20 protein-coding genes are annotated in these 20761 nt (G+C 66.2%); 8 read left to right on the top strand and 12 right to left on the bottom strand.

The features are described 5' to 3' along the window. Window positions 1-36: 36 nt before the first annotated feature. Window positions 37-651: a DUF937 domain-containing protein gene (locus DYQ94_RS00865; RefSeq protein ID WP_126965700.1), complete on the top strand. Its 615-nt coding sequence runs from the start codon at window positions 37-39 to the stop codon at window positions 649-651. Window positions 652-1013: 362 nt separating this feature from the next. After that, the gene (gene katG / locus DYQ94_RS00860; protein WP_102256849.1) at window positions 1014-3260 is read left to right on the top strand and encodes a catalase/peroxidase HPI; all 2247 of its coding nucleotides are present in this window, start codon (window positions 1014-1016) and stop codon (window positions 3258-3260) included. 382 nt (window positions 3261-3642) lie between these two features. Here katG and DYQ94_RS00855 read toward each other — a convergent pair whose 3' ends face one another. Then, window positions 3643-4050: an Hsp15 family ribosome-associated heat shock protein gene (locus DYQ94_RS00855; protein WP_039528472.1), complete on the bottom strand. Its 408-nt coding sequence runs from the start codon at window positions 4048-4050 to the stop codon at window positions 3643-3645. 278 nt (window positions 4051-4328) lie between these two features. Here DYQ94_RS00855 and DYQ94_RS00850 point away from each other — a divergent pair, with 278 nt between their 5' ends. Continuing rightward, the gene (locus DYQ94_RS00850; RefSeq protein WP_126965699.1) at window positions 4329-5804 is read left to right on the top strand and encodes an MATE family efflux transporter; all 1476 of its coding nucleotides are present in this window, start codon (window positions 4329-4331) and stop codon (window positions 5802-5804) included. Between the two features lie 340 nt (window positions 5805-6144). On the opposite strand, the gene rplS is transcribed toward DYQ94_RS00850, so the two are convergent. The 7 genes from rplS to ffh form a co-directional block, all read right to left on the bottom strand. Further along, window positions 6145-6552 carry a 50S ribosomal protein L19 gene (rplS, locus tag DYQ94_RS00845; protein ID WP_005989873.1) on the bottom strand — a complete coding sequence of 136 codons (408 nt, stop codon included), beginning with the start codon at window positions 6550-6552 and terminating at the stop codon, window positions 6145-6147. A 145-nt stretch (window positions 6553-6697) separates the two neighbouring features. Further along, entirely contained in the window at window positions 6698-7456 is a 759-nt protein-coding gene (gene trmD / locus DYQ94_RS00840; protein WP_039520068.1) for a tRNA (guanosine(37)-N1)-methyltransferase TrmD, read from the bottom strand. 62 nt (window positions 7457-7518) lie between these two features. Then, window positions 7519-8031: a ribosome maturation factor RimM gene (rimM, locus tag DYQ94_RS00835; RefSeq protein WP_126965698.1), complete on the bottom strand. Its 513-nt coding sequence runs from the start codon at window positions 8029-8031 to the stop codon at window positions 7519-7521. Between the two features lie 44 nt (window positions 8032-8075). Beyond that, a complete protein-coding gene (gene rpsP, locus DYQ94_RS00830; protein WP_011036396.1) occupies window positions 8076-8336 on the bottom strand; it encodes a 30S ribosomal protein S16 in 261 nt (86 codons plus the stop codon). A gap of 97 nt (window positions 8337-8433) precedes the next feature. Continuing rightward, window positions 8434-9231, bottom strand: coding sequence for an aminotransferase class IV family protein (locus DYQ94_RS00825; RefSeq protein WP_126965697.1), 798 nt, complete (start codon window positions 9229-9231; stop codon window positions 8434-8436). Next, the gene (locus tag DYQ94_RS00820) at window positions 9222-10292 is read right to left on the bottom strand and encodes an NAD(P)H-dependent flavin oxidoreductase (RefSeq protein WP_126965696.1); all 1071 of its coding nucleotides are present in this window, start codon (window positions 10290-10292) and stop codon (window positions 9222-9224) included. Before DYQ94_RS00820 ends, DYQ94_RS00825 begins: the two co-directional genes overlap by 10 nt. A 92-nt stretch (window positions 10293-10384) precedes the next feature. Continuing rightward, complete coding sequence (gene ffh / locus DYQ94_RS00815; RefSeq protein WP_016901489.1) at window positions 10385-11761, bottom strand: signal recognition particle protein; 1377 nt, start codon at window positions 11759-11761, stop codon at window positions 10385-10387. Between the two features lie 352 nt (window positions 11762-12113). On the opposite strand from ffh, the gene DYQ94_RS00810 reads away from it, so the two are divergent. Beyond that, window positions 12114-12905 carry a cytochrome C assembly family protein gene (locus DYQ94_RS00810; protein WP_016901491.1) on the top strand — a complete coding sequence of 264 codons (792 nt, stop codon included), beginning with the start codon at window positions 12114-12116 and terminating at the stop codon, window positions 12903-12905. Window positions 12906-12957: 52 nt separating this feature from the next. Here the strand turns inward: DYQ94_RS00810 and DYQ94_RS00805 are convergent, their stop codons facing one another. Beyond that, window positions 12958-14007 (bottom strand): aldose epimerase family protein, encoded by a 1050-nt coding sequence (locus tag DYQ94_RS00805; RefSeq protein WP_126965695.1) that lies wholly within the window; start codon window positions 14005-14007, stop codon window positions 12958-12960. Between the two features lie 239 nt (window positions 14008-14246). On the opposite strand from DYQ94_RS00805, the gene DYQ94_RS00800 reads away from it, so the two are divergent. Continuing rightward, on the top strand, window positions 14247-15830 hold the full coding sequence (locus DYQ94_RS00800; protein WP_160954603.1) for an alpha-N-arabinofuranosidase: 1584 nt from the start codon (window positions 14247-14249) through the stop codon (window positions 15828-15830). A gap of 186 nt (window positions 15831-16016) precedes the next feature. Here the strand turns inward: DYQ94_RS00800 and DYQ94_RS00795 are convergent, their stop codons facing one another. Next, a complete protein-coding gene (locus DYQ94_RS00795) occupies window positions 16017-16982 on the bottom strand; it encodes a LysR family transcriptional regulator (protein ID WP_126965694.1) in 966 nt (321 codons plus the stop codon). A 135-nt stretch (window positions 16983-17117) separates the two neighbouring features. Between DYQ94_RS00795 and DYQ94_RS00790 the strand changes: the two genes are divergently transcribed. The 3 genes from DYQ94_RS00790 to DYQ94_RS00780 all read left to right on the top strand — a co-directional run bounded on the left by DYQ94_RS00790 (window position 17118) and on the right by DYQ94_RS00780 (window position 19161). Beyond that, window positions 17118-17393, top strand: a complete 276-nt coding sequence (locus tag DYQ94_RS00790) for a DUF2798 domain-containing protein (RefSeq protein ID WP_126965693.1) — start codon at window positions 17118-17120, stop codon at window positions 17391-17393. Then, entirely contained in the window at window positions 17390-17743 is a 354-nt protein-coding gene (locus DYQ94_RS00785; protein ID WP_126965692.1) for a hypothetical protein, read from the top strand. Before DYQ94_RS00790 ends, DYQ94_RS00785 begins: the two co-directional genes overlap by 4 nt. A gap of 68 nt (window positions 17744-17811) precedes the next feature. Continuing rightward, window positions 17812-19161, top strand: a complete 1350-nt coding sequence (locus tag DYQ94_RS00780; RefSeq protein WP_126965691.1) for a glycoside hydrolase family 16 protein — start codon at window positions 17812-17814, stop codon at window positions 19159-19161. Between the two features lie 62 nt (window positions 19162-19223). Here DYQ94_RS00780 and DYQ94_RS00775 read toward each other — a convergent pair whose 3' ends face one another. Both DYQ94_RS00775 and DYQ94_RS00770 read right to left on the bottom strand, forming a co-directional pair. Beyond that, window positions 19224-19592: a response regulator gene (locus tag DYQ94_RS00775; protein WP_102581770.1), complete on the bottom strand. Its 369-nt coding sequence runs from the start codon at window positions 19590-19592 to the stop codon at window positions 19224-19226. Next, the gene (locus DYQ94_RS00770) at window positions 19585-20748 is read right to left on the bottom strand and encodes a PAS domain-containing hybrid sensor histidine kinase/response regulator family protein (protein ID WP_046342045.1); all 1164 of its coding nucleotides are present in this window, start codon (window positions 20746-20748) and stop codon (window positions 19585-19587) included. The genes DYQ94_RS00775 and DYQ94_RS00770 overlap by 8 nt, the downstream gene beginning before the upstream one ends. Window positions 20749-20761 lie beyond the last annotated feature (13 nt).

Below are 20761 nucleotides of genomic sequence, written 5' to 3'. Positions count from 1 at the left end.
ACGCTGCGGCAACGTTTTGTCCAACCGGAGACACCCATGACCACGTCCGCCTCGTTGACCGATCAACTCGCCGCGCAGTTGCAAGGCCCGCAGTTGCAGCAGCTCGCCAGCCGGCTCGGCATTGCGCCCGAGCAGGCGCAATCGGCGGTGCAGACCGCGCTGCCGCTGTTGATGGGCGCCCTGGGCCGTAACAGCCAGCAGGCCGGCGGCACCGATGCGTTGCTGGGTGCCTTGCAGCGCGATCATGCCGGCAGCCCGGACATCGGCAGCCTGCTCGGTACGTTGCTGGGCGGCTCGGCCAGCGGTGCGCAAGGCAATGGCGCCGGCATCGTGGGGCATCTGTTCGGCGACAGGGCGCCGCAGGCTGCCGCTGGTCTGGGCCAGGCCACCGGCCTGGAAACCGGCAAGGCCAATCAACTGCTGCAGTTGCTGGCACCCATCGTGATGGCGTATCTGGCCAAGCGTTTCCTCGGCGGCAATGCCGATGCCAGCAGCCAGCTCGGCCCGGCCCTGGCGCAGGAACAGCAGCGCGCCAGCAGCGACACCGGGATCAACGGCGTGCTGGGCAGCGTGCTGGATCAGGACGGCGACGGGAAGCTTGGACTGGGCGATGTCATGAAGCTCGGCGGCAGCCTGTTCGGCAAGCGCTGAGATCGCAGCAACAGGTCGGTTCGGCACCGGCGTGCCATCCATAGCGTCTCGCTATCGATATGGTTGAATAATTCGAATTCCCCAACCGATCGATGCTGCTTATCGTGTGCGCACGCCACCACGATGAGTCCGCCTGATGCGTCTGTCTGCCAGTCACAGTCTGCATATCGACCTATACCGGCGCCTGCAGGCAGGCGCTAGCATCGGCACACCCGGCGACCATTCTCGATAACCCCACGGCCGCATCTGCGCCTTCGATCGATGACCACCGCTGACGCATTGCCCACCTTTTTGATTCCACCAGCACGTGTCCGCAGTTTCGGCACACAGCTCCCCAAGTGCTCACGCACACAGGTATTGCCATGACAACCGAAGCAAAGTGCCCTTTCAATCACGCCGTCGTCGGTACCGGAACCACCAACCGCGATTGGTGGCCCAAGCAGTTGCGCGTGGACCTGCTCAGCCAGCATTCGAGCAAGTCCAACCCGCTGGGCCAGACCTTCAACTATGCCGAGGCGTTCAAGCGCATCGATCTGGCCGCGCTCAAGCAGGAACTGCGTGCGCTGATGACCGACTCGCAGGACTGGTGGCCGGCCGACTTCGGCCATTACGGTCCGCTGTTCGTGCGCATGGCCTGGCATAGCGCCGGCACCTACCGCATCGGCGACGGACGTGGCGGCGGCGGTCGCGGCCAGCAGCGCTTCGCACCGCTCAACAGCTGGCCGGACAATGTCAGCCTGGACAAGGCGCGCCGCCTGCTGTGGCCGATCAAGCAGAAGTACGGCCAGGCGATCTCCTGGGCCGACCTGATGATCCTCACCGGCAACGTCGCGCTGGAAAGCATGGGCTTCAAGACCTTCGGCTTTGCCGGTGGCCGCGAAGACACCTGGGAACCGGATCAGGACCTGTATTGGGGCCGCGAAACCAAGTGGCTGGGTGGCGACGAGCGCTACTCGCGCGGTTCGCCCGGCGTGGACGAAGCGCACGGCGTGCTGGTGAAGGACGACGACAGCGAAGTGCCGCACACCCGCGATCTGGAGAACCCGCTGGCCGCCGTGCAGATGGGCCTGATCTACGTCAATCCGGAAGGCCCGGACGGCAAGCCCGACCCGGTCGCCGCCGCGCGCGACATCCGCGACACCTTCGCACGCATGGCGATGAACGACGAAGAGACCGTGGCGCTGATCGCCGGCGGCCACACCTTCGGCAAGACCCACGGCGCCGGCCCGGCCGACAACGTTGGTGCCGAGCCGGAAGCCGGCGAGCTGGAGAGCCAGGGCCTGGGCTGGCACAACCGCTACGGCAGCGGCAAGGGTGCCGACACCATCACCAGCGGCCTGGAAGTCACCTGGACCACCACCCCGGCGCAGTGGAGCAACGACTTCTTCGACCATCTGTTCAAGTTCGAGTGGGAACTGAGCAAGAGCCCGGCCGGCGCGCACCAGTGGGTGGCCAAGAATGCCGACGCCATCATTCCCGACGCCCACGATGCAGCGAAGAAGCATCGGCCGACCATGCTGACCACCGATCTGGCGCTGCGTTTCGACCCGGCCTATGAGGCCATCTCGCGTCGCTTCCACCAACACCCCGACCAGTTCGCCGACGCGTTCGCCCGGGCCTGGTTCAAGCTCACCCACCGCGACATGGGCCCGCGCTCGCGTTACCTGGGGACCGAGGTGCCGAGCGAAGAACTGCTGTGGCAGGACCCGGTGCCGGCCGTCGACCACCCGCTGGTCGATGCGCAGGACGCCGCCGCCCTCAAGCAGACCATCCTCGATTCCGGCCTGAGCGTGGCGCAGCTGGTGTCCACCGCGTGGGCATCGGCATCGACCTTCCGCGGCTCGGACAAGCGTGGCGGCGCCAACGGCGCACGCATCCGTCTGGCACCGCAGAAGGATTGGCAGGCCAACCAGCCCGCGCAGCTTGCACAGGTGCTGGGCACGCTGGAGCGCATCCGGGCCGACTTCAACGGCGCGCAGGCGGGCGGCAAGCAGATCTCGCTGGCCGACCTGATCGTGCTGGCCGGTAATGCCGCGGTCGAACATGCCGCACAGGCCGCTGGTCACAGCGTCACCGTGCCGTTCGCACCCGGCCGCACCGATGCCTCGCAGGAGCAGACCGATGTCGAATCGTTCGCGGTGCTGGAACCGGTGGCCGATGGCTTCCGCAACTACGCCAAGCAGCGCTATGCGGTGCCCGCTGAGGCGCTGTTGATCGACAAGGCACAGCTGCTGACGCTGACCGCGCCCGAGTTGACCGTGCTGGTCGGCGGCCTGCGCGTGCTCGGCGCCAATGTCGGCGACTCCAGCCATGGCGTGTTCACCACCCGCCCCGGCGTGCTGAGCAACGACTTCTTCGCCAACCTGCTCGACATGCGCACCGAGTGGAAAGCCACCTCCGAATCGAAGGAGGTCTACGAAGGCCGCGACCGCAGCACCGGTGAAGCCAAATGGACCGGCACGCGCGTGGATCTGGTGTTCGGCTCCAACTCGATCCTGCGTGCGGTGGCCGAGGTCTATGCCAGTGCCGACGCACAGGAGAAGTTCGTCCAGGACTTCGTCGCCGCCTGGACCAAGGTGATGCAGCTGGATCGTTTCGATCTGGCGTGAGTGGCAAGGCGCACGCCATCGTGCGTGCGCTTCCAACTCTCTGTTGAACTGCACGCAAGAGACCGACTCGGCACGGAAGACGTCAGTGGAGCGGCGGGTCTGCGGTTTGGCTGCAAGGCCCTTGCCCGCCCACCATCGCGGGACACGCCGCAAGTACGTCCTTGTAGGCTCTTACGCGGCATCCATGCCGCGTAAGGTCCCGCGACGGTGAGCGGGCAAGGACCCGTCGAGATGGTCGGTGTGCATGGTTGAGAGCAGAGCATCACGAACGGCGCTTCCCCCGCGATGGAGAAGCGCCGTTTTTATTGATTGAACAACATGACGGATGCCAAGGCGTTTCTTGTTTCCGTCAGTCGATTCGCAGCGAATAGCCCGCGCAGTGCTACAACGCGTCGATATCGCCCAGCGCGTTGATCAGCCGGCGTGCGCGCTTGTCCGGCTTGCCCTCGGGTGCGCGATAGCCGGTACGTTCGGCGGCGCGCTGCAGCCGCCATTGCGCCCGCGCCTCGCGTGAGGCATCGCTTTCCACGTACAGCGTCTGTGCGACCGGAGCCGGGCCGCGCACATCGCTCAGCGCGGCAACGGTGACTTCGAAGATTTCGCCGCCACGGTCGATGCGTAACTGTTCGCCGCTGCGCAGCGTGCGCGAGGGCTTGGGCCGCTGGCCGGCGACGTCCACCTTGCCGTTGTCCACCGCCGTCTTGGCCAGGCTGCGCGTCTTGAAGAAGCGCGCCGCCCACAGCCAGACATCCAGCCTGACCGTCGTCGCTTGTTCCACCAGTTGAGTCATCGCGTTGTGCTTGCCGTCGGATCCAATGGGCTGCGGGCCGCTGCCGTGATCGCCACTGTATCGGCGCGTCGCAACGGGCTGCGTTGAGCGGGAAATATCTGGGCGAGCCCGCTGTAACTCAAGCGTGGCTGCCGTCCAAGTACAGCCTTCCTTCCACACGCTGGCTGACTCATACAGACTGATCCGCACAGCGTGCGTCGTGTCATCGGCCTGGCGACAGCACGCGTCACACCTGCCAATGCTAGTGTTCGCAGCTTCCGCACCACGGCGCGCCTGCGATGCCCAAATCCGCTGTCCTGACCGAAGGCCCGATCGGCAAGAATCTGCTGCTGTTCGCGATGCCGATCCTTGCCGGGAACATCGCGCAATCGCTCAATGGCTCGATCAATGCGATCTGGGTGGGCCGCTACCTCGGCGAGGCGGCGCTGACTGCGGCGGCCAACGCCAACAGCATCATGTTCTTCCTGATCGGCTCGGTGTTCGGCATCGGCATGGCCTCGACCATCCTGATCGGCCAGGCAATGGGTGCGCGCGACATCGCGCAGGCGCGCAAGGTCATGGGCACCAGTGCCAGTTTCTTCGGAGGGCTGTCGGCGCTGATCGCGGTGCTGGGCTGGTTTCTGGCCCCGCATCTGTTGACCGCCATGGGCACGCCACCGGCGTCGCAGACACTGGCCGAAGAGTACCTGCGGGTGATCTTCCTGGCGATGCCGCTGATCTATGTGTTTGCGTTCCTGTCGGCGGCACTACGCGGTACCGGCGATGCCCGCACGCCATTCCGCTTCTTGTTGGTGTCGGTGGTGCTGGACATCGTGTTCAACCCGCTGCTGATCTTCGGCCTGGGCCCGTTCCCGGCGCTGGGCATCGCCGGCGCGGCCTGGGCCACCTTGCTGGCGCAGGCGGTGGCACTGGGCGGTTTGCTGCTGTATCTGCGCAGCAAACGCCATGTGCTGTGGCTGGGCCGTGGCGATCTGCACCTGTTCCGCATCGCGCCGACGATCCTGCGCGCGCTCATCGTCAAAGGCGTGCCGATGGGCCTGCAGATGGTGCTGATTTCGCTGGCCATGATCGCGATGATGACGCTGGTGAACGGCTTCGGCACCGACACCGCAGCCGCCTACGGCGCCGCGTTGCAGCTGTGGACCTATGTGCAGATGCCGGCGATGGCGCTGGGCGCGGCATGTTCGACGATGGCCGCGCAGAACGTGGGCGCGGGATTGTGGACACGCGTGGATGCGACCGCACGCACCGGCATCGCGGCCAATTTCCTGATGACCGGCGTGCTGATCGGGCTGCTGATCGTGTTCGATCGCTGGACGCTGGCGCTGTTCCTGCCGACCGACAGCCCGACACTGGAGGTCGCGCGGCATCTCAACCACATCGGAATCTGGTCGTTCCTGCTGTTCGGCGTGAGCTTTGTGGTTTCCGGCGTGGTGCGGGCCACCGGTGCGGTGATCCCGCCGCTGCTGATCCTGGCATTCGGTCTGTGGGGCGTGCGCGTGCCGCTGGCAAACGCCTTGATTCCGCATCTGGGAGCCGATGGCATCTGGTGGAGTCTTCCGATCAGTTCGCTGTGTTCGATGCTGCTGTCGCTGGCGTATTACCGCTGGGGCGGCTGGCGCAAGGCACGCATGCTGACCACGCCGGCAGATCCTGCCGAACTGGCCGCCGCCGCAGAAGTGCCGGCGCATCCGGCCTCGCCGGTTGCCGATACCGCGCCAATCGCGGGCGCGCCGCAGCCCCGCCGGCACTGACATCGGCTGGCACCAGGCGGCACGCTGCCACACCGGCCGACATCACGCGAAAGCAGGAGCCGGACGCTGCATTGAGTGATCGATACAGCGCGCAGGGATTTCTTGAGTGATCGATCTAGTCGACCGACGCCATCGCTCGCCAAGTCGCCACGAAAAGACATCCCGCCCCACTGCGCAACAACCGCGCGCTCACCTGTAAACCTATGAGCATCGCGTACGCACAACCGGCGAATCCCTAATCCCTAATCTCGATTCCCCAATCCCGATTCCCGATCCCCACAACGCAAACGGCCGCCCGAAGGCGGCCGTCTGGCAACAGCAGGACCAGCCTGCCAGTGACTTACTCAGCCTTGGCAGCAGCCTGGCGAGCGGCCTTGGCCTGTGCAGCGGCGGCCAGATCTTCCTTGATGCGGGCAGCCTTGCCTTCCAGACCACGCAGGTAGTACAGCTTGCCGGCGCGCACCTTACCGCGACGCTTCACTTCGACCGAGTCGATGATGGCGCTGTGGGTCTGGAACACGCGCTCGACGCCGAAGCCGTGCGAGATCTTGCGCACGGTGAACGCGGAGTTCAGGCCGGCGTTCTTGGTACCGATCACGACGCCCTCATAGGCCTGCACGCGCTCGCGGTTGCCTTCCTTCACCTTGACGTTCACCACGACGGTGTCGCCCTGGTTGAACTCGGGAAGCTTGCGCTGAATCTGGGCGGCTTCGAAGTCAGCCAGGATGGTCTTGTTGAGTTTGCTCATGATGGGCACCGCGTGTCTGGTGATATTGGACCGGCAGTCGCCGCACGGCGATTGCTCGAGGTTCGTAGGAGGGCCAGACGCAAGGCTGGCCAGCAAGCCGCATATTGTACCCCAATCGATAATGCAAGAGCTAGGGGTGGAGCCCTTATTTCTCGTCGCCCGGGGCGAGTTCGCGGCGAAACTCGTCCAGCAGACGGCGATCGTTCTTGTCCAACCCGGCTTCATCGAGCAAGTCCGGGCGACGCAACCAGGTCCGGCCCAGCGACTGCTGCCGACGCCAGCGCGCAATTGCAGCGTGATTGCCCGAGCGCAATACCTCCGGCACATCGCCCCAGTCATGGGTCGATGGATGGCTGTAGTGCGGGCAGTCGAGCAGGCCTTGCGGGCCTTCGAAACTGTCCTGGGCTGCGGATTCGGCGTCGTTCAACACACCCTCCTGCAACCGCGTCACCACATCCACCAGCACCGCCGCGCCAAGCTCGCCACCGGACAACACGTAGTCGCCGATGGAGATTTCCATATCCACCGCCTGCGCCAGAAAGCGCTCGTCCACGCCTTCGTAGCGCCCGCACAGCAACACCATGCGTGGCAACTGCGCCAGCTCGCGAGCGAGCGGCTGGGTGAGAGGCCGCCCCTGCGGGCTGAGATAGATCACCGGCGCCGGACGCGCGTCTGCCGCTTGCACCGCGTCCAGACAGGCCCGCAACGGCTCGATCAACATCACCATGCCGGGCCCGCCGCCGAACGGACGATCGTCCACCCGGCGGTAATTGCCCTGCGCATGCTCGCGTGGATTCCAGCCCTGCAATTCCAGCAAGCCACGCTCCTGCGCCCGCCCGACCACACCGAACGCCGCGCATTGCGCGATGAACTCGGGGAACAGGCTGATGACGTCGATGCGCACTGGGGAATCGGAAGTGGGAAATGGGGAAAGCAATAGCGGAGCGGCGCGATGCGCCATTCCGGTCAGAAATCCGGATCCCAGTCCACCACGATCAGGTTGGTTTCGAAGTCGACCGACTTGACGAAATCCGGCAGCACGAACGGCACCAGCCGCTCACGATCGCCGCGCACCACCATCACGTCGTTGGAGCCGGTGGAAAACAGGTGCGACACCGTACCGAGCTTGACGCCTTCGACGGTTTCCACCTGCAGCTCTTCCAGATCCACCCAGTAATATTCATCGGGCTTGGGCGGCGGCAGCACGCTGCGCGCGACGTAAATCTCGGTTCCGTGCATGGCCTCGACGGTGTCGCGGTCGGTGACGTCGGGGAACACCGCAATCAGATTCTTGCCCTGATCGCGCCCACGTACGCCGCTCACGACTGATTCCTGCCCCGAGGGCGTCCGCACGATCCACGGCTGATACCGGAAGATCGCACTGCGCGGCTCGGTCCAGGATTCGAGCTTGAGCTCGCCCTTGACACCAAAAGCGCCGACAATCCTGCCTAACAGGATGCGGCGCTCGGTCGGCTTCATCTGCGTCGACTCTGGGCCAGGCGCTGGCGCCCGGCCCTCCAGGATCAGGCCGCAGCGGCCTGGGACTTGGATGCTTCGCGATACAGGTTGCGCACCTTGTCGGTCAACTGAGCGCCCTGGCCGACCCAATGGTCGACGCGTGCGACGTCCAGCACGACGCGCGGTTCTGCGCCCTGCGCAACCGGGTTGTAGTAACCCAGACGCTCGATGTTGCGGCCGTCGCGCGCGCTGCGCACGTCGGTCACGATGATGTGGTAGAACGGACGCTTCTTGGCGCCGCCGCGGGTCAGTCGAATCTTGACCATGGTGTCGTTTTCCTGAGTTGCCCAGTCGCCAGAGTGGCGCGGTAAGCCGGCGATTATAGCGGGCTCCGGCGGCGAAGCCAAGTCACCCCGGAATCGTTCAGATCCCCTGCCAGGCCTGGGTCTGCAGGGCCTGCTCCAGCAATGGCAGCTGCGCGGCCTGTGCTGGCCATGACGCCGCGCCGGCTTGCACGATCGCCTGCTGACCGCGCGCGTTGCAGCTGAAGGCGCCATCGAAGCCGCCAAGCTCGCTCAGCATGACCGGGCGAAACTCCTGCTGGATACCGAGCGTCTGCAGTCCGGCCTGCAGCAGACGCTGCTGGGTGCCGGGCAGCGCCGGCCCTTGCGGCCACACCACCCTGCCCTGCTGCCACACGCCCAGATTCCAGAAGGCGCCCTCCAGCAGATGCGCCTGCGCGTCGATCAGCAATGCGTCGTCGTAACCGGCCGCCATGGCCTGGCGACGCAGATGCAGCAGCGCGAAGGTGCCGACATGCTTGTGCCGGGGTTGCTCGCGCACATGAAGGACCGGCTGCACGCGCAGCGCGGTGGTTGGCATCCGGGCTGCGGGCGCGATGGAGATCAGCACATCGAGCGCAAGCTGGCGCAATGGATCGCGCAGGTCGAAATCCTGCGCAAACACGGTGATGCGCACGCTGGCGTCTTCGCAGTTCGCAGCCGACAACGCAGCGCGCAACTGGGCGCGCAGGGATACCTCATCGATCGATGCACCGAACAAGGCAGCGCCGTCGTGTTGCAGTCGTTGCAGATGCAGGTCCAGCCCGCGTACCGCACCGCCGCGCACCTGCAGCGTGGTGAAGTGGCCGTAATTGATCAATGCGGCCGCGCCCAACTGCTGCGCTGTCGCCACTGCGCCGTTGCAGAAGATCAGCGGCACAACAGCGCCTGTGCCTCAGCCCACCACTGGGTTAGCAATTGCGCGGCAGGCTGGGCAGGTGCCATCCAGGCCGATTGGCCGGCCCAGGCCTGCATGGCGTCCAGGCGGTTGTCGCGCGCGGCGGCCTGACGCATCGGCGCGGTCAGCGCGCGCTGCACCGGATACGGCGCCGGCACCGGCGCCTCGGCCGCAATGGCAGCACGCACATAGTGCGTGGCGAGCGCACGCCCCAGCCGGCCGGAAAATGCACGGGTCGGCTGGGTCTGTTCCGGCTCGGCCTGGGCCAGCGCGTCCGCCCAGGCACTGGGCAGCGCCGCCTCGGGCGTGCGCAGCAGGCCGGTACCGATCTGCACGGCGCTCGCACCCAGCGTCAGCGCCGCGGCAATGCCGCGCGCATCGGCGATGCCGCCTGCGGCGATCACCGGAAGATCCAGGTGATCGACCAATCGTGGCAACAAGGCGAACAACCCGGTCATCTGCCGCTCGGCGCGACCGGCATCGAATGCACCACGATGCCCACCGGCCTCGGCGCCCTGCGCAACCACCGCATCGGCACCGGCCGCCTGGGCCGCACGCGCTTCGTCCAGCGTGGTGGCGCAGGCGAACCAGGCGATGCCGGCGCTTTTCAGCCGCGCAACCTGATCGGGCCGAAACACACCCATGATCGATGAGGCGACGGCGGGCCGTGCGGCGAGCAAGGCGTCGAACTGGGCATCGAAGTCGGCCGGTGTTGCGTCGCCCGCATCCTCGGGAACCGGCGGCCCCCACTGCGACACAAACGCACGCACGCGCGCCTCTGCCGCGGCGTCGCGCACAGGGGCCGGATCAGGAATCCACAGATTGACCTGGGCGGGCCCGGCGCTCGCGCCGCGAAACGCCGCCATCCACGCCACGATGTCCTGCGGTTGCGACAACACCGCACCCATCGCGCCCATGCCGCCGGCCTCGGCAACCGCCGCCGACAACGGCACCGGGCAGGCACCGGCCATGGGGCTGAGCAGGATGGGAAGGCCTAAACCAAAACGCTGCTGGAAGGCGTCGATCTGCGAAAACGAACCCATCGTGCGCGGCCTAAAGTGATGACGCGTTGTGCGCGAGTTCAACGCCACGCGTGCCTGTCGAAGGACTTACCGCGCGCGTCGCCGATTGAAACTCAACGGAACGGCATGCCGCCGCGGCCGCCCATGGCGCCCATCATGCCCTTCATGTTGCGCATCAGGCCCTTCATGCCACCGCCGGCCAGCTTGCCCATCATCTTTTCCATCTGCTGATACTGCTTCATCAGCTTGTTGACGTCGGCCGGCTGCATGCCGGAGCCGCGGGCGATGCGGGCGCGGCGCGAGCCGTTGAGCAGGGCCGGGTTGCGGCGCTCCTTCTTGGTCATCGAATTGATGATCGCGATCATGCGCGGCACTTCCTTGCCGGTGACCTGCTGCTTGACGTTGTCCGGGATCTGGCCCATGCCCGGCAGCTTGTCCATCAGCCCATGGATGCCGCCCATGTTCTGCATCTGCTCGAGCTGTTCCTTCATGTCGTTGAGGTCGAACTTCTTGCCCTTGGCGACCTTGGCGGCGAGCTTGGCGGCCTTTTCCTGGTCGACGCTGTGCTCGACCTGTTCCACCAGCGACAGCACGTCGCCCATGTCCAGGATGCGGCTGGCGACGCGGTCGGGATGGAACACGTCCAGGCCGTCGGTCTTTTCGCCGGTACCGACGAACTTGATCGGCTTGCCGGTGATGTAGCGCACGCTCAGCGCGGCGCCGCCACGGGCGTCGCCGTCGGTCTTGGTCAGCACTACGCCGGTCAGCGGCAGCGCCTCGCCGAAGGCCTTGGCGGTGTTGGCCGCGTCCTGGCCGGTCATCGCATCGACCACGAACAGGGTTTCGGTCGGGTTGACCGCGGCGTGCAGCGCCTTGATCTCCTCCATCATCGCCGCATCGATGGCCAGGCGGCCGGCGGTATCGACCAGCAGCACGTCGGCGAACGACTTGCGCGCATCGCTGATGGCGGCGCGCACGATGTCGACCGGCTTCTGCGAGGCGTCGGAGGGGAAGAACAGCACGCCGACCTGCTCGGCCAGGGTCTTGAGCTGCTCGATCGCGGCCGGACGGTAGACGTCGGCCGAGACCACCATGACCTTCTTCTTGCGCTTTTCCTTCAGGTGCTTGGCGAGCTTGCCGACCGTGGTGGTCTTGCCCGCGCCCTGCAGGCCGGCCATCAGGATGATCGCCGGCGCCGGCACGTTGAGGTTGAGGTCGGTGGCGGCCGCGCCCATCACAGCGGTCAACTCGTCGCGGACGATCTTGATCAGCGCCTGGCCCGGGGTCAGCGACTTGAGCACTTCCTGACCGACCGCGCGCACCTTGATGCGCTCGATCAGCGCCTGTACCACCGGCAGCGCCACGTCGGCTTCGAGCAACGCGATGCGCACTTCACGGGTGGCTTCGCGGATGTTCTCCTCGGTCAGGCGGCCGCGGCCGCGCAGGCGCTCCATGGTGCCGGAGAGACGTTGGGTAAGGGACTCGAACATGCGCAAGGGACCGCGTGAGGGGAAACGGGCGTCGATTATAGCGGCACCGGCCAGCCGGCCGCCCCGGCGGCCGCCAGCGCCCGACCGGCGAAGCCGACCCGCAAGCAGCTTCACCAACGCGCAGCAACGCGCACGGCCAACCAGCGCAGCAGCGCCAGGACGGGAACGGCAACTGCGGTGCCAGCAGGTAGCCCCTGCCCGCTCGCGCTCCGCCCCCAGCACGCCAGCCCACCTCCAGCCCCGCAGCTCGCAACTGCTTTCCCGATTCCCGATTCCCGATTCCCGATTCCCGATTCCCGATTCCCGATTCCCGATTCCCGATTCCCATCCCCCAATATGCGAAACTTCCACGATGACAATCGTTCTCATCGCGTTCGCCTTGTATCTGCTGGCCACGGCACTGCTCACCCGCTCGGTGCTGCGCGATGGCAACCAGGCGCCTGCACGCTGGCTGATCCCGGCACTGGCGGCCGTGGCGCTGCACGCCGGGTACCACGTGCTAGTGGCGCTGCGCACCGCCGGCGGGCCGGACATGCATTTCTTCGCGGCGCTATCGCTGTGCGGCCTGGGCATGGCCGCGCTGACGGCGGTGTTCGGCGCGCGCGGGCGCATGGCGGCGGTGGGCGTGGTGGTGTTCCCGCTGTCGGCAATCCTGCTGGCCTGCTATCACGCTTACGGCCACGAACCGAGCTCGGACCTGGGCTGGCGGCTGGAACTGCACGCGTGGATGGCGCTGCTGGCCTACGCCACGTTGGGCATCGCCGCGTTGCTGGCGATCATGCTGTGGCTGCAGGAGCGCGCCCTGCGCCGGCGCGACTTCCATACCTGGCTGCGCGCGCTGCCGCCGTTGACCGAGCTGGAGACGCTGCTGTTCCGCACGATCACCGTCGGCTTCGTGCTGTTGAGCCTGACCCTGCTGACCGGCCTGCTGTTCGTGCAGGACTTCCTGGCGCAGCGGCTGCTGCACAAGACCGTACTCAGCATCCTGTCGTGGATCGTGTTCGGTGCGCTGCTGATCGGGCGCTGGCGCAATGGCTGGCGCGGCACCAAAGCGGTGCACTGGACGCTGACCGCGATGGCGCTGCTGGTGTTGTCGTTCTTCGGCAGCAAGTTCGTGATCGAACTGGTGCTGGGGCCGCGCTGATCGCGTTGGCTCCAGGCCCGTCCAGGCCCCGCCGCCGCCACACCGCCCGCGCTCAGGCGTCCAGCGCAGCGCTCACCGCCGCCCACGGCTGATCCGGCCCCGGGCTGGCGAAGCGATAGGCGATGCGGCGGCGGTAGACCTGCCCGGGCCGCAGGATCGTCGACGGGAAATTGGGGTGGTTGGGCGCGTCCGGGTAGTCCTGCGGCTCCAGGCAGACGCCGCGGCCGAGTCCGGGATGGTGGTCGTCCAGATGCTGGCCTTCGTAGAGTTGCACCGCCGGTGCGTCGCTGCTGATGCGCAGCGCCACGCCACTGTGCGGCGAGTACAACTCGGCAACGCAATCGGCCCCGGCGGCCAGCACCAGGCATTGGTCGTAGCCCTTGCCGAGCACCACCTGCGGGTGCGACGGATCGCTTTTGTCGGCCAACGCGGCAGCATGGCGGAAATCGAACGGCGTGCCGGCGACCGAGGCGATTTCGCCGGTCGGAATCGATTCGGCATCCACCGGCAGATAGCGATCGGCCGGCACCCGCAGCACCTGCAGCGCGGCGCGCCGATGCGGGTTGCCGGATAGGTTGAAGTACGGGTGATGGGTGAGGTTCAACGCGGTGGCGGCATCGCAGTGCGCCTCGAAGTCCAGCTGCAGGCTGCGTCCTTGCAGCTGCAGCCGCGCACGCACCTGCAGATTGCCGGGATAGCCTTCTTCGCCATCGGGCGAGTCGTAACCGAGCAGTACCTGATCCGGTGCCTGCTCCAGCACGCTCCACACGCGCCGACCGAAGCCGCGCAGGCCGCCGTGCAACTGGTTGCGCCCTTCGTTGGCGGCCAGCGTGTGGGTGACCCCATCCAGCGTGTAGCGCGCGCCGGCGATGCGGTTGCCGAAGCGGCCGACCAGGATGTTGAGGCTGTCGCCATCGGCGGCGTAGGCCGGCAGATCCGGCAATGCCAGCAGCAGCGGCACCACCCCATGCTCGGTGGTCAGCCGCAGCGCATGCAGGATGCCGCCATAGGTGAGCACCTCCGCCTCCAGCCCGGCAGTGCTGCGCAGCGTGAGCGCGTGGACTTCGACACCGTCTGGCAACTGCCCGAACACTCGCTGCATGGATCGTCCTGCCGATACTGGAAGCTGGCGAGCATAGCGGGGGAGCGCGGTCGCCGACCATGCCCCGGCGCACATCCTGGCGTGCGATGCGATGATCGTGTCGGCGAGACCTACGCCAGCCCTGGCTGATTGATCGTGATGCAGCGACAACCTGCCATTGCAGGCACTAGGCTAGCGACGCGCCCGCCCCGCACCGGCGTGTGACCACCTCGATCGATCAGCACAGGAGCGCCAAGCCGATGCAGTGGATTTCCCCCGCTTTGCGAATCTCACCGGGACGGCTGTTGCAGGCTGTCGTTGGCGCGGCCTTGCTCGCCAGCGCGCTCGCCGCCCCTGCGGCCGAGGTCAAGGTGACCGGCACGCTGCGCGTGGACCAGCCCGGTGCGCAGGTGTCGCGGCAGCTGTTCGGCCAGTTCGCCGAGCATCTGGGCACCGGCATCTACGGCGGGGTGTGGGTCGGCGAGGACTCGGCGATTGCCAATACGCGCGGCTATCGCAACGATGTGCTGGCCGCGTTGAAGGCGATTGCAGTGCCCAACATCCGCTGGCCCGGCGGCTGTTTTGCCGACGAATACCATTGGCGCGATGGCGTCGGTGCGCCGGCCAAGCGCCCGGTCAGCGTCAACACGCACTGGGGCGGCGTGGAAGAGTCCAACCGCTTCGGCACGCACGAGTTCATGGACTTCACCGAACTGCTCGGCACCCAGGCCTACATCGCCGGCAATGTGGGCAATGCGGCGCCGGACGAGATCGCGCAGTGGGCCGAATACATGACGGCGCCGACCCGCTCGAGCCTGGCCAACGAACGCCGCGCCAATGGCCGCGATGCACCGTGGCAGGTGCCCTACTTCGGCGTCGGCAACGAGTTGTGGGGCTGCGGCGGCAACATGCGCGTGGAATACGCGGCCGACGTCTATCGGCGCTACCAGACCTTCGTCAAGGCCCCGGCCAATCAGAAGATCCTCAAGATCGCGCCCGGCCCCAACAACGACGATTACCACTGGACCGAGGTGATGATGCGCGAGGCCGGCACGCTGATGGACGGCCTGAGCCTGCACTACTACACCGTGCCCGGTGGCTGGCCGCCGCGCGCCTCCTCCACCGACTTCGACGAAGCCGCCTGGATCGACACCCTGTCGCGCACGCTGGTGATGGACGAGCTGATCCGCAAACACAGCGCGATCATGGACCGCTACGACCCGGGCAGGAAGGTCGCACTGGTGGTGGACGAATGGGGCACCTGGTACGCCGGGCTGCCGGACGCGAACCCGGGCTTCCTGCATCAGCAGAACACGCTGCGCGATGCACTGGTGGCGTCGTTGAACATCGACATCTTCAGCGCGCATGCCGAGCGCGTGCGCATGGCCAATATCGCGCAGATGGTCAACGTGCTGCAGGCGATGATCCTCACCGACGGCGACAAGATGGTGCTGACGCCCACCTACCATGTGTTCGCGCTGTACAAGCCCTACCAGGACGCCACCCAGCTGCCGTTGCAACTAAGTACACCCGAGTATCGCCATGGCGATGTCCACGTGCCCGCAGTGCACGGCTCGGCGGTCAAGGCCAGGGATGGACATGTCTATATCGCCCTGACCAATCTGGATGCGACGTCGGCCGCGAACGTCAATGTGCAGGTGGATGGCCTGACGGCGCGCGGGGTGACCGGACAGATTCTGACCGGGCCGGCGATCACTGCGCACAACACCTTTACGCAGCCGCGCACGGTGGAACCCAAAGCGTTCGAGGGGGCACGCGTGCAAGGCAACGCAGTGACTGTCGCGCTGCCGGCGCGCTCGGTGGTGATGCTCAAGCTGGAGTGAGCGATGGCGGCGGCAGCATCAACTGCCGCCTTAGTCGTTGGTCGAGAACGACAACTGCGCAAACTGCGTCTTCAGCGTCGTTCGCTCTCAAGCAACGTGGCATCCATCACGCATCAGCACGTCACGCCCGCGTGCACCCTGTCGAACAGAGCACGAACCAGGCGCGCTCCAGATGTCAGATGCTGGCTACACCCCGGTCGCTGCGTGAGCCGGCGCCGGCGCGGGCTCGGCAGTACGCCATTGCACCGGCAGGCGTTCGAGCACGTGCTCCATGAAGGCGCGCACCTTCGGGGTGAAGTCGCGGCGGTCGGCGACGCAGAGGTAGATCCGCAGCGGCTCCGGTAATGCCTGGGCTGTGCTGCCGAGATCGGAGACAAACAGCGGCTGCAGCTCGCCGCGCTGCAGGTAAGGCTGCACGACATAGGCGGCCAGGCGCGCGATGCCGCCGCCGGCCGCGGCCATGGTGGCGAGCGCATCGATATCGTCGCTGACCATCGCCTTGCCCAGTTCCGGCTGGAAGCGCACGCCATTGCGCACGAAATTCCACGGCAGGCAGCGCCCGTCGACCGGGTAACGCAGCAGCAGGCAATCGTGATACTTCAAGTCGTCCGTGCCCTGCGGCGTCCCGCAGCGCGCCAGATACTCGGGCGCTGCGCACACCACCAGCGGCACCTGGGCGATGCAGCGTGCGACCAGGCCGTCTTCCAGCTGCGCTTCGATGCGCAGGCTGACATCCACGCTTTCCTGCGCGTGCTGCACCGCCCGGTCGGTGCACAGCAGCTCGATCTCCAGCTGCGGGTACTGCTGACGCAGGGCCGGCAGCATCGGGGCGAGCACGTGCCGCGCGAAGGCCGCGGTGCTGGCCACCCGCAAGCGCCCCGCCGGCGCCTGCTGCGGCCCGGCCACCGACTGGCGCGCGCGCTCCAGGTCGCGCTCCAGCTGCCGCACCTGCTCGAAGTACAGCGTGCCGCGCTCGGTCAGCGCCAGGCTGCGCGTGGTCCGGTGCAGCAGACGCACGCCCAGGTGCTGCTCCAGCCGCGCGATGTTCTGGCTGACCGCAGCCGCGCTGATCCCCAGCAGCTTGGCGCCTCCGGCAATGCTGCCGGCATCGACAGTACTGACAAAGCTACGGATGGACTGAAGAATGTTCATTGGTCAGGCGAGTATTACCAAAGGATTCGTAAGTTTTTCTTACGTAAGCCGCAAGGCTACGCGATCTACCCCGCCCGCGGTGGCGTCTCTACAGTGCTGCCCATCACGCCGATCCGCGGCAACCGAGGCCACTGCATGTCGTCATCTCCCCCCTCCTCCCCATTGCTGCGCCCGCGCTGGAAACTCGGCGTGCGCACCACCCCGTTCGTGTTCGCGTTCTATATGGCCACGATCATGGCCTTGCTGATGTGCCTGGTGATCACCGGCGCCAATACCGGCCTTGCCCCCGGCTACCTGTGGCGCGTGCTGGATGCCTACCGCATTGCGATGCCCACCGCGTTCTGCTGCGTGCTGGTGGTGCGACCGTTGGTGATACGGCTGGTGGCCTGGACGGTCCACGCCGGGCATTGAGTCTGGCGTATGCGGCATGCGCGAAACGCTGCCGCAGGCAATCGTGCCGATGCATCCGCAAGGCCATCGATGTGCCGCAGCACGCGGCTTGCCTGCCACGTTGGCATCCCCTGCGCCGTAGCCATTCCAAAGCCTGCCAACGCGTGCATGCGTTGGCGCTCGAAGCATCTGCCGGCTTGAACGCATTGAGCTGGACGCCGCAGATGCGGTCGCGCCCGCAACGAAACATCCGCAGCCAGCTGCTGCCACGCAACATCCGGCGCATGCAGTCTGCGACCGCCGTCATGCCAATGATGGATGATTCCGGAATGAACACCACGGAACTGAAACGCGCCACACAATTGCTTTGACACTGAAGTAGCCGCTGCGCAGCGTCACTTCTCCCTGGACTTCGGTCCACTTTTTGGAGACGCACGCAATGAACACGCTACGCAGTGTCGCTGTGCAGTTCGCCTTGCTATGCGCAGTGGCGATGCCACCAGGCGCACACGCGCAAACCCTGGTGTGGGAGGACAATTTCAACGGCCCCGGCATCGACGGCAACAAGTGGACCTACGACGTCGGCAACGGCTGTCAGATCGGCCTGTGCGGCTGGGGCAACGGGGAGATGCAGTACTACACCAGCCGCGCCGAAAACGCGCGCATCGATAACGGCCGGCTGGTGATCGAAGCGCGACGCGAAGCGTTCCAGGGCATGCCGTTTACCTCGGCGCGTCTCAAGACCGAAGGCCGCATGCACTTCAAATACGGCACGCTGGAGGCGCGCATCAAGACGCCGGTCGTGGGCAACGGGCTATGGCCGGCGTACTGGATGCTGGGCACCATCGGCGTGTGGCCAGGTCGCGGCGAGATCGACCTGCTGGAAGCCGGCATGGCCGCAGCGATCGCCAATGGCACCGCCAATCGCCGTATCGGCGCGGCGGTGCACTGGGACTACAACGGCCAGCAGGCCGACTACGACACCAGCTACACCAGCCCGGTGGATCTGCATGCCGACTTCCATGTGTACCGCATGACCTGGGACCCGCAGTTCATCCGCGTGTCGATCGATGGCCAGCAGTACTTCGAGTTTGCGATCTCCAATATCGAAGGCGCCTCGCTGCACGAATTCCATCAGCAGCAGTATCTGCTGCTCAATCTCGCCGTCGGCGGCGCCTATACCGGCATCACCTCGCCTGCGGCGGTGACCGCGCCGTTGCCGGGCAGGATGGAGATCGATTACATCCGCCTGTATCAAAACCCCGGTTCGCAGCTGTACGTGGGCGCGCAACACGCGGCGCCCGCAGGGCGCTTCGGCGTGTTCACCGAGCAGGCCGATACCAGCGGGCGACTCAACTTCGGCCAGGATGCCGAGCTGTATCTGTGGAACAACCTCACCCCGATTGCGCAGGCGCCGTTCGAAGGCAGCAACGTGATGGCCTACCGCGCCAATGCCGGTGCCTGGTATGGCCTGGGCATCCAGACCGACTATCGCAACATGGCCGCCTATGCCGGCGGCGCGCTGAAGCTGCACCTGAAAACCACCACGCCATCGACCTTCAAGATCGGCATCAACACCAGCTTTGGCGACAGCTGGGTGGATTTTGTCGCGGGCGGCAATCAGTACGGCCTGGTGCGCGATGGCGCCTGGCATGAGGTGAGCATTCCCTTCAGTGCGTTCTACGACCTGGATCTGCAGGCGGTCAAACAGATGTTCATGCTGGTGGCCGATCCGCCGGCTGCGCCAGTGGAGATCGCCATCGACAAGGTGTATTACCAGAGCCGTTGAGCAGCGCAGGCGCAGGACGCTCGGTCACGGCCCCTGCAGCGCAGGACACCCGCAGCCAACGCTCAGGCGTTGGTTGCCACGCCTTTCAACACATCGATCAGCTGACGCAGGCGATACGGTTTAGGCAGGAAATCCACCTGCGCCGGCAGCGGCGGCAATTGCGCCTTTGCAAACCCCGAGGCCAGGATCACCCGCGCCTGCGGCAGCAGCTGCGCCACGTGTTCGCTCAGTTCGATGCCCGACATGCCGTTGGGCATGCGGATGTCGCTGAAGACCACATCGTAGGGGCCGTTCTCGCGCAGCATGCGCAAGGCGGTGTGGCCGTCGTCGGCGGTTTCGACGGTGATGCCTGCGTCGCGCAGCGCCTCGCCGATCAGTTCGCGCAATTCCTGCTGATCTTCCACCATCAACAGACGCAGGGATTCAGTCATGCTCAGCCTCCTCGATGGCCGGGAGAAACAGGGTAACGGTGGTGCCGCGGCCAGGCGCAGTGTCCAGCTCGACGAAGCCACCGGATTGGGACGCAAAGCCGTGTACCTGGCTCAATCCCAGGCCCGAACCCTTGCCCACGTCCTTGGTGGTGAAAAACGGCTCACTGGCGCATTGCGCCACGTGTGCCGACATGCCGGGGCCGTCATCGCGTACGGCAATGCTGACGTAAGCGCGCGGCCGGCCATGCGGATCGGATGGCGCAGCACGCTGCTGTAGCGCCGTTTCCAGCACGATGGTGCCGCCGCCCGGCATGGCATCGCAGCTGTTGAACACCAGATTGAGCAAGGCCGCCTCCAGTTGGCCCGGGTCTACGCGGATATCGGGCAACTGCTCGGCGAACGCCAGCGACAGCACGATCCCGGCCGGACAGGCACGCCGCAGCAGCTCCAGCGAGCGCGTCACCACCGCGTTGGCGCCGTGGCGTTCGGGAATCAGCCGCTGCCCGCGCGCAAAGGCGAGCAGTTGGCGTGTCAGCAAGGTGCCCCGATCGACTGCCGTCTGCGCCGCGTCCACCAGCATGCGCGTACGCGCGTCGTCGCCGGCACGCAGCGCGATCAGGTCCAGGCTGGTCACCATCACGGTCAGCAGGTTATTGAAATCGTGCGCCATGCCAAGCGTCAGGCGACCCAGCGCGTCCACCTTCTGCGACTGCAGCAGGGCATGCTGCGCATGCTGCAACAGCTGCTGCGCCTGGTGCCGCTGGTCGATGTCGCAGGTGACCTTGGCAAACCCCACCAACACACCGAATTCCAGCACCGGCTCGATCGCCACGCTTGCCCAGAAGCGGCTGCCGTCCTTGCGCACCCGCCAGCCTTCGGTGGCAAAACGCCCCTCGCGTCTGGCGGTGTCAAGATTGCGGGCAGGTTCGCCGCCCTGCGCATCCTCCGGCAGATAGAAGCGCGAAAAGTGCGAGCCAATGATCTCGGCGGTGGTGTAACCCTTGATGCGCTCGCCGCCGGGATTCCAGCTGCACACGTGGCCGCCCGTATCGAGCATGTAGATCGCGTAATCGGACACGCTCTGCACCAACAGCTGGCACTGCCGGCTGTCGTGAGAAAGCGGCCCCGCACTGTCGACGGCCGTTTCCGCATCCATCACGCAACTTTCC

Origin of the sequence: Xanthomonas sp. LMG 8993, from assembly GCF_009835065.2 — a bacterium.
In the GTDB taxonomy this organism is placed as follows: Bacteria; Pseudomonadota; Gammaproteobacteria; order Xanthomonadales; family Xanthomonadaceae; genus Xanthomonas; species Xanthomonas arboricola.
The sequence above is the reverse complement of the archived record's forward strand: the minus strand, read 5'-3'. Positions and strand labels throughout refer to the sequence as shown.